Source organism: Mycobacterium sp., assembly GCF_049673265.1.
Classification (GTDB): domain Bacteria; phylum Actinomycetota; class Actinomycetes; order Mycobacteriales; family Mycobacteriaceae; genus Mycobacterium.
On the sequence record NZ_JBATXN010000516.1, the window covers coordinates 1 to 9,775 of the forward strand.

Here is a 9,775-nt window from a genome sequence, read left to right on the forward strand (position 1 = left end):
CCTCAATGCATCTGTCCACCAACGCTTCCGCGGCCGGCTGATCGGAAGGAGAACCAGGATGGGCCACCGCACGTCCACCGGTGCCGGTGATCGCGTCGGCGGCCGCCCGGGCGGTGTAGCCGTCGCGGCCGTTAACCACCACACCGGCGCCGTGCTGCGCCAACAAGGTCGCGACGGCCGCACCGATGCCGCGCGAGCCACCGACCACGACGGCGCCGCGGCCGGCCAGCAACGAGCTCACTCCTCGGGGCCGAATGTCATCATGTCGAGGTTCCAGTAGCCACGCATATTCGTAATCAGCCCGGCGTCGTTGACCTTGTAGGTGAACACGCCGCGGACCTTGCTGATGATGCCGTTGTCAAACGCGCTGCGCAGCACCAGGATATGGGCGATCTCGTTAGGGTCGCTGGACGGAAAGGTCTCCTCACAGGTGATCGTCAGCTGGTTGGCGGCGATGTTGGTGTCGTAGAACCCAGCCACCCCGTCCTTGCCCCGCACGCCGGTGCCATCGGGGTTGGTAATGGCCGTGCCGATCGGGTCCTCGACGACGACGTCGTCGGCCATCAGCGCCAGCCAGCCCTCCCGGTCGTGGGCCTGCACGCAACGCCACGACGACTGTGAGGCAGTCAGTGCGGGGGATTGCTGAACGGTTTCCTGGGACATTTCGTTCTCCTATCGTTAAATGGCGCAGGCGGCACGGGCGCCGTCCTCGGTGGCTTTGCGGATCAGGCCCAGACCGGTGCAATCGCCGGCGGCGTGCACTTCGGCGTCGGGCATGGCGGACACCAGCGTGTCGAACATCGCGGTGTCGGGTTCGGGCGCGCCGGCCACCACCACAGTGTCGGCGGGCAGGTGACGTGGTTTGCCTGCGGCGGGCGTGAACACCACCGCATCTTCGGTGATGCGCTCGACCGCGGCTCGGACGTGCACGGTGACGCCGAGGCGATCCAGCCGATCCATGTGTTCGGTCCTGCGTTTGTTGCCGACCTCTGGCGCAATCTGCTTGCCCGACTCCAGGATCGACACTAGCCGTCCGCGGTGTGCCAGGAATTCGGCGAGTTCGATCGCGACCAGGTCACCGCCGATGACAGCGACCCGGCGTCCGAGTGGAAGCCAGGCGCGCGAGGCGAGCCGAACCGTCGCGGGACGCACCAACCGCTGTCGCCATCCCGACATTGCCTGCGCACACACCCGTTGCCAAGCCGGGGCCGCCGCCTCGGCATGACCGCCGAGCAGCTCACGCAGCGCCGGTCCGGTGCGCACGTGCGAAAGCCGGTCGCCCGGAATCGTCGGGACCGCGACGCGGCCACCGGTGGCAACCACCACCGCGTCCGGCCGCAGGTCGAAGACCTCGCTTGCTGAAATAGCATGGCACAGCTCAACGTTCACGCCGCTGGCTCTGACCTCGCCGCGCAGATAACGCAGGAAAGGCTCATTCTCCGGATGCAGGACGGACGCCCAGCGCAGTGCGCCGCCGAGCTGACCGCCGCGTTCGAACAGCGTTACCCGATGTCCACGCTCGGACGCGACCCGCGCCGCCTCCAAACCGGCCGGACCGCCACCGATCACCACCACACGCTTAGATCGCGCCGTACGCTTGGTGGCCAGTTCGCGCTCCTTACCAGTGCGTGGATTGACCGCGCAGTCGACGGAAAACCGCAATTCCATAGCGTCGATGCAGTTTTCGCAGGAGATACATTTGCGGATCCGGTGTGCCTGGCCCGACGACAGTTTTTCGGGCAGGTCCGGATCGGCCAGCAGCGGACGGCCCATCGCGATGAAATCGGCCCGGCCGTCGGCCAGGATCCGTTCGGCCTGCTGCGGGTCGTGAATGCGCCCGACGGCGATCACCGGCACGTCGACGACCTCTTTGACCGCCGCGGCGGCACCGACGTTGAGTTGGTCACCGTCGTCAGAGCCGTTCACCATCTGCGTGACCAGCCGGTCGATGATCCCGCCGCTGACATGGAAAGCGTTCACTCCGGCGGCCACCAGTTCCGGTGCCACTTGCGCGGTCTCGTAGATCGGCCGGCCGCCGGCAACCCGCTCGTATCCGGAAATCCGCAGTGTGATCGGTAGTGCGTCGCCGATTTCCGAGCGAATCGCCGCCAGAGTCTCCAGCACGACCCGGATGCGGCCACGCACCGAGTCGCCGCGGTAGTCGTCGGTGCGCCGATTACGTTGCGGGGCAAGGAAAGATCCCAGCAGCATGTATCCGTGTGCAGCATGCAGTTCGATTCCGTCGTAGCCGGCTTCGGCGGCGCGGCGCACCGCCGCCTTGAACAGGTCGAGCACCTCGGTGAGTTGCTGAGCGCTGATCTCAGCCGAGGGGCGGCCGGTCAGATACGACGGAATCACCGACGGACCCAGCGATGCAACCCCGTAGATCTCCGGTCCCAGGCCGTCGGGCCCAGCATGGACGATCTGCGGCTGAATCTTGGCGCCGTGCTGATGAACCGCTTCCACCAGCGCGCGGTGCGAATCGACCGCATCGTCGGTGCCCAGGTGAAGGCCGCCGGGCGTTTCCGGATGCTGGTGGTCAACACCGGTGGCCCCCACCGTGATCAGGCCGACCCCGCCTTGGGCACGCGCGGCGAAGTAGTCGCGCGTGCGCTGCGAGGGCAGCCCGTCGGGCGTGCCGTACATCGTCTCCATCGGAGACATCACCAGCCGGTTGCGCACCGACATGGCACCGATTCGCCCCGGCGCCAGCAGGTGTGGAAAGCCCGCCACTCGCGAAGAGGAGGCGGCTACCGGTCGGCGTCGGTGTAGCGGATGACGCCGCGAATGTTCTTGCCGTCCAGCATGTCCTGGTAGCCGTCGTTAATCTGCTCCAACTTGTACTGGCGGGTGATCATGTCGTCGAGGTTCAGCTTGCCGGCTTTGTACATCGACAACAGTTGCGGGATGTCGTATTGCGGGTTGCCGCCACCGAAGATGGTGCCCTGCAGGTTCTTTTGCATCAGGGTCAGCATCGCGAGGTTGAGGTTGACCTGGTTGTCCAGCAGGCTGCCGATTGCGGTCAGCACGCAGGTGCCGCCCTTGGCGGTCATGATCATGTAGTTCTCGACGTCGGCGCCGTGAAGTTCGCCGACGGTCACGATCACCTTGCGGGCCATCAGGCCATAGGTGATCTCCATGATTCCGCCGAGCGCGCTCTCGATGTCGGGGTAGACGTGGGTGGCGCCGAACTTGAGAGCCTGGTCGCGCTTCCACTCGACCGGGTCGACCGCGAAGACGTAGCGGGCGCCGGCGTTGACCGCCCCTTGCAGCGCGGCCATCCCGACTCCGCCGATTCCCACGATCGCGACATCGTCGCCGGGCCGGATGTCGGCGGTGCGGACCGCCGAACCGTAGCCAGTGGTCACGCCGCAACCCACCAGGGCGGCCACTTCGAACGGCACCGATGGATCGATCTTCACCACCGAACTCTTGTGCACCACCATGTAGGGCGAGAACGTCCCCAGCAGGGTCATCGGAAAGACGTTTTGGCCGCGGGCCTGAATCCGGAACGTTCCATCGCTGACTGCTGCGCCGTTCAGCAGGTTGGCCCCCAAGTCGCACAGATTGCGCATGCCCGATTGACAGGTCGGACAACTGCCGCAGGACGGGATGAAGGACAGCACCACATGATCACCTGGAGCGATGCCTTCCACCCCGGGACCGACCTCGGTGACGATGCCGGCCCCCTCGTGGCCACCGAGAACCGGAAAACCGCCCATCGGGATGCCGCCGGTGACCAGGTGGTGGTCGGAGTGGCACATCCCTGCCGCTTCCATCTGGATCTTGACTTCGTCCTTCTGCGGGTCGCCGATTTCGATTTCCTCGATCGACCAAGGCTGATTGAACTCCCAGATCAGCGCGCCCTTTGTTTTCATGAACGACCTCCAGTCGGCGAACGGGACCGGCCTGGGCCGGACGGCAACTTAGAACGTGTTCTCATTCGCTGCCCATTATGACCTGCGTCACTGTGCGGTGACCACGGGGGATCACCAGATGGGCACCGGGGCCTGTCCCAGCGGGTAGTAGCCGGGCAGCTTCTCGCCGGCCAGGCTACGTTCGATCCGCTTCTGCATGCCGGTGCTCAGATCGCCGGACTCGATGAGGGTCGCGAACATCTTCGCGACATGGCCGAAGTCGAAGAAGTCACGTTGCCACTCGATGAGTCGATCCTCGTTGAGACGGAACCAGCTGCCGCCGATCCCATAGATCTCGCCCTGGGTGCCGTCGTTCTTGTTGACGATCTGCTTCCAGAAGCCGACGATTTCGCCCTGCTTGTCGTCGATGAGCACCTTTTGGTATTCGTACACCCAGTTCTCCAGGCCTTCCATCTCCATGCCCAGCGCGACGTCGCGAATCTCGTCGACGCCGACGCACATCACGTCTTCCTTGGGGCCGATATTCCAGCCGTAGGTGGCATCGGCGGCGTAGAAGTCCGCCAACGGTTTCCAATCGCCGGCCTTTTCGCAGTCCTTGTTGGCCTGCAGCCAGGACTGCACCCACTTCTCGAGGTCTTCACGATCAAACGACGCCATTGTCAGTCTTCTTTCTCTTTGATCAATAGTGCTTGGGTTGGGCACATTTCGACCGCCCGCTCAACTTCCTCACGGGCGTCATCCGGTGGCTCGGCGTCGATGATCTCGACCTTGCCCCGCTTGGGCACCCGGAAGTAGTCGGGGGCCTCCAGCTCGCACATCGCGTGGCCCTGGCACAGATCCAAGTCGGCTTCGACCCGGTAACCCATGATCAGTTCCCGTTACGGCGGCGGTAGCGCACCTTGGCTGGCCGGGCAAGCTGCACGACCATCTTGGAGTGGTCATTGTGGTAGCTGTCTGCCGGTTGAGCCATCTCAAATTCGTACTCGCGCAATAGAACCGAGAAGATCGCCTTGATCTGCATGGTGGCAAATGCCGCCCCGACGCAGCGGTGTCGCCCCGCCCCGAACGGGATCCAGGTCCATCGGTTGACGATGTCGGCCTGCTCGGGCTTGTTGTAGCGGTCCGGGTTGAAGGCGTCCGGATCGGGGAAGTCGTCGGGAATTCGGTTAGAGATCGCCGGGGATGCGGCCACGTAGTCGCCGTCATGGATTGGGAAGCCTTCGACTTCGAACTCACCCTTGGCGACCCGCATCAGAATGATCAGCGGCGGGTGCAGGCGCAAGGTTTCCTTGACGACGTTGTCCAGCTGCGGAATCTGGCGCAGTGCGTGGAAACTCACCTCCTGGCCGTCGGCGTAAAGTTCCTCCAGCTCGGCCAAAACCTCGGCGTAAACCTCGGGATGCCGGATCAGCTCGATCAACGTCCACGCCGAAGTCCCGGAACTGGTGTGGTGCCCGGCGAACATCAGCGAAATGAACATCCCGGTCACCTCGTCGGCAGAGAACCGGGGATTGCCTTCCTCGTCCTTGATCGACACCAGCACGTCGAGCATGTCGCGGTCGGCCTTGTCGTCGGGCGGGTTGGCGATGCGCTGGTCCATGATCTCCTGCACCAGCGCAACAAGTTTCACCCGCGCTTCATCGCGACGCTGGAAGCTCTCGATCGGAAGATAGGGGTCCACGTAGCACAGCGGGTCGGTGCCGCGCTCAAGTTCGTGGTAGTACTCCGCGAACCGCGAGTCCAACTGGTTGCGGAATTTCACGCCGATCAGGCAGGCGGTCGAGGTGTAGATGGTCAACTCGGAGAAGAAGTCGAGCAGTTCGATCTCGCCATCCTCGCCCCAGTCTGCGATCATCCCCTTGACCTGAGCTTCGATGGTGGCCGCGTGGCCCTTCATCTGCTCGCCGCGCAGCGCCGAGTTGTGCAGCATCTCTTTGCGCCGCTCCGGGCTGGCATCGAATACCACACCCTTGCCGAAGATCGGCGCCATGAACGGATAGGCCGCTGCCTGGTCCAAATCCTCATCGGCAGAACGGAAGAAGAATTCGTTGGCTCCGGCGCCGGAGAGCAGGATGACGTGCTTGCCCGCCAACTGGAACCAGCCCACGTCGCCACACTCGTCGCGGGTGCGCTGCATCAGGCCGATCGGATCGGTCCGGAATTCCTCGAGATGGCCGTGCTCTTCTTCGCCGCCGGAAACCCGGGGCACGATTGCGGTTGTCACGATGACGGCATCCCCTCTTCGCCGAGTGCGAGCTTCTGCCGATCTTTTATGTCGGCCAACGGGGCTTCGGGCTGAAGCTCCATGTTCGCGACGAAGCCACCGCGCGGTGTCTCGGCGACGAACGTGATGGCTCGTGCCAGATCGGCCGCACGCAGAAAGTAGTCGTGGCGGGCTTGACCCCACTTGGCCCAGTCCTCCAGTGCGGGACCGATTTTCTCGGCCGGCAGGCTCCAGCCCATCGACGTCTTGGTCGGGCCGGGGTGCACGATCGAGGCCCGCACGCCGGTGCCCTCGAGCTCCATCTGGAAGTTGATTACCATCGCCACCAGCGCAGCCTTGGCCGCACCGTAGGCGCCCATGTGCGGGCGCTGCCGCAGCGCAACGTCGGAGCCCACGAAGATCAGGTCGCCGCGCTGCCGCTCCAGCATGCCTGGCAGCACCGCGGCGGCCAGCCGGTTGGCGCCGACGAGGTGGATCTGCAGCTGCGACTCGAATTCGTCGGTGGTGATCTCGGCGAGCTTGCCGAAGTAGGTGTCGCCTGCACCGGTCACCAGCACCTCGATGTCTCCGAGTGCATCGACCGATTGTGCGACAAAGGATTTCACTGAGTTCGGGTCGGTCACGTCCAGGTGGAACCCGACGGCCTCGCCGCCCTCGGCGTTGATCTTACCGACGATGTCGTTGAGCTTCTCGACCCGGCGGGCACCCAGGGCGACCGGGAAGCCGTGCGCCGCAAGTTCGATCGCGGTGGCTTCTCCGATGCCGGAAGAGGCGCCGGCCACGATCGCCGGCCGACGTTCGGGCAAGGGGTCAAAGCGGGGCATTCAGCGGACCTCCAAGGTCATTGGTAGGTGAGCGAATCCGCGGACATTGCTGGAGTGGACGCGGACGGCGTTGGCCTCGTCGACTCGATATCCGCGGATTCGCTTGAACAACTCGGTGAGCGCAACCTTGGCTTCCATCCTGGCCAGGTGCGCACCCAGGCAGAAGTGCGCGCCACTACCGAAACTCAATAATTTGGGCCCGATTTCGCGGCCGATGACGTAATCGTCGGGGTTGTCGAACACCCGCTCATCGCGATGCCCCGAACCGGGCAACAGCAGCAGCACGTCGCCGTCGGGGATCGTGGTGTCGTAGAGGGTCAGCTCCCCGGATACGACACGGGCCAGGATCTGGCTGGAGGTGTCGTAGCGCAGTGTCTCCTCGACCCACAGCGGCACCCGCGACAGATCGGCGTAGACCGGCGTTAGCTGATCGGGGTTCTTATGACCCCAAAAGGCGGCATTGGCAAGCAGTTTGGTTGTGGTCTCGTTGCCGGCGATCACCATCAGGAACATGAACCCGAGCACTTCGTCGTCAGTGAGTCGGTCACCGTCGATCTCGGCCTCCAGCAGCGCCGAGGTCAGATCATCGGTCAGCTTCTTGCGGCGATCGGCGATCATCTGCTGGTAGTAGACGATGAGGTTAATCGACGCCTCGATCGCCGAAGCCGGTACGTCGTTGACCCCGTCCTCGCGGTGCATCACCCCGTCGGCCATGGCGCGGATGCGGTCGCGGTCGGGCTCCGGCACGCCCATCAGTTCGGAGATGACATCCATCGGGAGCTTGCCGGCGAATTCCGCGACGTAGTCGACGGTTACGCCGGAGTCTGCCTTCTCCAGCATGGTGTCGAGGTGTTGGATAGCCAGCTCGGTGACACGAGGCTCAAGCTCGCGAATTCGCCTCGGGGTGAAGCCCTTTGATACCAGCGTGCGCAGTCGCAGATGGGCGGGGTCGTCCATCGCCAAGAACGACATGGTCTTCGAGGCGTGCGGCCCGCGCGACACCGGGTCCAGCGAGACGCCGTCGCGGTTGGACAGCGTGGTGCTGTTGCGAAATCCCTGATGCACGTCGCGGTGTCGCGACAAAGCCCAGAAGCCGAGTTCTTCGTTGTGGTAAAGCGGGGCCTCGTCGCGCAGCCGCCGGTAATACGGGTAGGGATCCTCGTGGAAGTCGTAGTCATACGGATCGAGCAGCGGCTTGTCGATCTGAAGCGTCATTGGTTTTCCCCGGTTTTCAGAATGAGACCGACCGCGTAACCGAGATGGTCGGCGATCTGGTGATAGGTGTAGGCCCCACTGGCGGCGTTGACCAGCGCGCCGAAGAACGTCATCTCGAGTACGGACACGGTGCGGGTGTCGGCCTCGGGCCCGATGGCAGACGTGATGCGGCGGTGGATTTCGGCGCCGATCCGGTCGCGCGCGGAGCGTACCGCCGGGTCTCCGCCGCCGCTGAGCAATGCCGTCGTGCACGCCGCGGCAACCTCTGGCTCGTCGGCGACCACCAGCGCCAGGTGACGCAACGCCTTATCCACGCGGATCGGCATGGGCACGTTGACGTCGGTGAAGTAGGGGACTTGTCGCACCAGATCCAGGTAGACCTCGGCGATCAAGTGGTTTTTCGACGAGAAGTAGGTGTAGGCGGTCGCTGGGGCGACCTTGGCGCGGGCGGCCACGGCGCGCACTGTGAGGTCCGCGTAGGAGCTCTCCCGCAGGACCTCGACGCCTGCGGCCAGCACCCTGCGGAACGTCTCTTCCTGGCGACGGTTGCGGGGCACTTCGCCAGCGGAACCGCTGGCCTCGGAAGTGATCGCGACTACGGAATCGCTGGACACATGTCCAAGCTAGCTGATGGCGGCGCGCCGAAGCAAGACCAGTCGCTATTGTGCCTAGATAACTGGGGTTAATCCGCTGCCGTGGCGGGGCCGCTCTTGCACTTAGCCGGGTCGGGAGACTATGGTTCGACGAAACTATTCCGGACAACTGTCCACCATTGCGAGGTGCGGAGGCGAAGATGGCATTGCTGGCCGACGGCGTAAGCGCTCTGCTCATCGACGGCAAGCTGACCAGCGGCGGCGGAGGCACCTTCGCCACGATCAACCCGGCCACCGAGGAAGTCCTGGGTGCTGCGGCCGACGCCGACACCGAGGACATGGGCCGCGCTATCGAGGCCGCGCGACGGGCATTCGACGAGACCGACTGGTCACGCAATACCGAACTGAGAGTGCGGTGCGCGCGCCAACTACGCGATGCGATGCGCGCACACATCGAAGAACTTCGGGAGCTGACGATCTCGGAGGTGGGCGCACCGCGGATGCTCACCGCCGCCGCCCAATTGGAGGGCCCGGTCGGCGACCTGAGCTTCGCGGCGGACACGGCCGAGTCCTATCAGTGGAGTCAGGATCTCGGCGAGGCGTCTCCAATGGGAATTCCCACCCGGCGCACCGTCACACGAGAAGCCGTCGGCGTCGTCGGTGCGATCACGCCATGGAACTTCCCGCATCAGATCAACCTGGCCAAGCTGGGACCGGCGCTCGCCGCGGGAAACACGATCGTGTTGAAGCCCGCACCGGACACGCCGTGGTGCGCGGCGGTGCTCGGTGAGCTCATCGTCGAGCACACCGACTTTCCGCCCGGTGTCGTTAACATCGTCACGTCCAGCGACCACAGCCTGGGCGCGCTGTTGGCCAAAGACCCTCGGGTGGACATGGTTTCGTTCACCGGCTCCACGGTGACCGGCCGCAGCGTGATGAGCGATGCCGCCGCCACCATCAAGAAGGTGTTCTTGGAGCTCGGCGGCAAATCGGCGTTCGTGGTGCTCGACGACGCCGATCTGGGCGGCGCGTGCTCGGTTT

11 protein-coding genes are annotated in these 9,775 nt (G+C 64.5%); 1 reads left to right on the forward strand and 10 read right to left on the reverse strand.

Annotated elements, in window-relative coordinates; all coding sequences use genetic code 11:
• From WBF82_RS17805 to WBF82_RS17850, 10 genes are all read right to left on the reverse strand, one after another.
• A partial coding sequence (locus tag WBF82_RS17805) for an SDR family NAD(P)-dependent oxidoreductase (RefSeq protein ID WP_424384285.1) occupies window positions 1–241 on the reverse strand: 241 nt, incomplete at its 3' end.
• Window positions 238–663: a ketosteroid isomerase family protein gene (locus tag WBF82_RS17810; protein WP_424384286.1), complete on the reverse strand. Its 426-nt coding sequence runs from the start codon at window positions 661–663 to the stop codon at window positions 238–240. The genes WBF82_RS17810 and WBF82_RS17805, both read right to left, overlap by 4 nt.
• A 15-nt stretch (window positions 664–678) precedes the next feature.
• Window positions 679–2,733 (reverse strand): FAD-dependent oxidoreductase, encoded by a 2,055-nt coding sequence (locus tag WBF82_RS17815; RefSeq protein WP_424384287.1) that lies wholly within the window; start codon window positions 2,731–2,733, stop codon window positions 679–681.
• A 17-nt stretch (window positions 2,734–2,750) separates the two neighbouring features.
• A complete protein-coding gene (locus WBF82_RS17820) occupies window positions 2,751–3,878 on the reverse strand; it encodes an NDMA-dependent alcohol dehydrogenase (RefSeq protein ID WP_424384288.1) in 1,128 nt (375 codons plus the stop codon).
• A gap of 111 nt (window positions 3,879–3,989) precedes the next feature.
• Window positions 3,990–4,535, reverse strand: a complete 546-nt coding sequence (locus WBF82_RS17825; RefSeq protein ID WP_424384289.1) for a nuclear transport factor 2 family protein — start codon at window positions 4,533–4,535, stop codon at window positions 3,990–3,992.
• 2 nt (window positions 4,536–4,537) lie between these two features.
• Complete coding sequence (locus tag WBF82_RS17830; RefSeq protein ID WP_424384290.1) at window positions 4,538–4,744, reverse strand: ferredoxin; 207 nt, start codon at window positions 4,742–4,744, stop codon at window positions 4,538–4,540.
• Between the two features lie 2 nt (window positions 4,745–4,746).
• Window positions 4,747–6,102, reverse strand: coding sequence for a cytochrome P450 (locus WBF82_RS17835; protein ID WP_424384291.1), 1,356 nt, complete (start codon window positions 6,100–6,102; stop codon window positions 4,747–4,749).
• Entirely contained in the window at window positions 6,099–6,926 is an 828-nt protein-coding gene (locus WBF82_RS17840) for an SDR family oxidoreductase (protein ID WP_424384292.1), read from the reverse strand. The genes WBF82_RS17835 and WBF82_RS17840 overlap by 4 nt, the downstream gene beginning before the upstream one ends.
• Window positions 6,927–8,141 (reverse strand): cytochrome P450, encoded by a 1,215-nt coding sequence (locus tag WBF82_RS17845; RefSeq protein ID WP_424384293.1) that lies wholly within the window; start codon window positions 8,139–8,141, stop codon window positions 6,927–6,929.
• Window positions 8,138–8,755, reverse strand: a complete 618-nt coding sequence (locus WBF82_RS17850; RefSeq protein ID WP_424384294.1) for a TetR family transcriptional regulator — start codon at window positions 8,753–8,755, stop codon at window positions 8,138–8,140. Before WBF82_RS17850 ends, WBF82_RS17845 begins: the two co-directional genes overlap by 4 nt.
• A gap of 179 nt (window positions 8,756–8,934) precedes the next feature.
• Between WBF82_RS17850 and WBF82_RS17855 the strand changes: the two genes are divergently transcribed.
• A partial coding sequence (locus WBF82_RS17855; protein WP_424384295.1) for an aldehyde dehydrogenase family protein occupies window positions 8,935–9,775 on the forward strand: 841 nt, incomplete at its 3' end.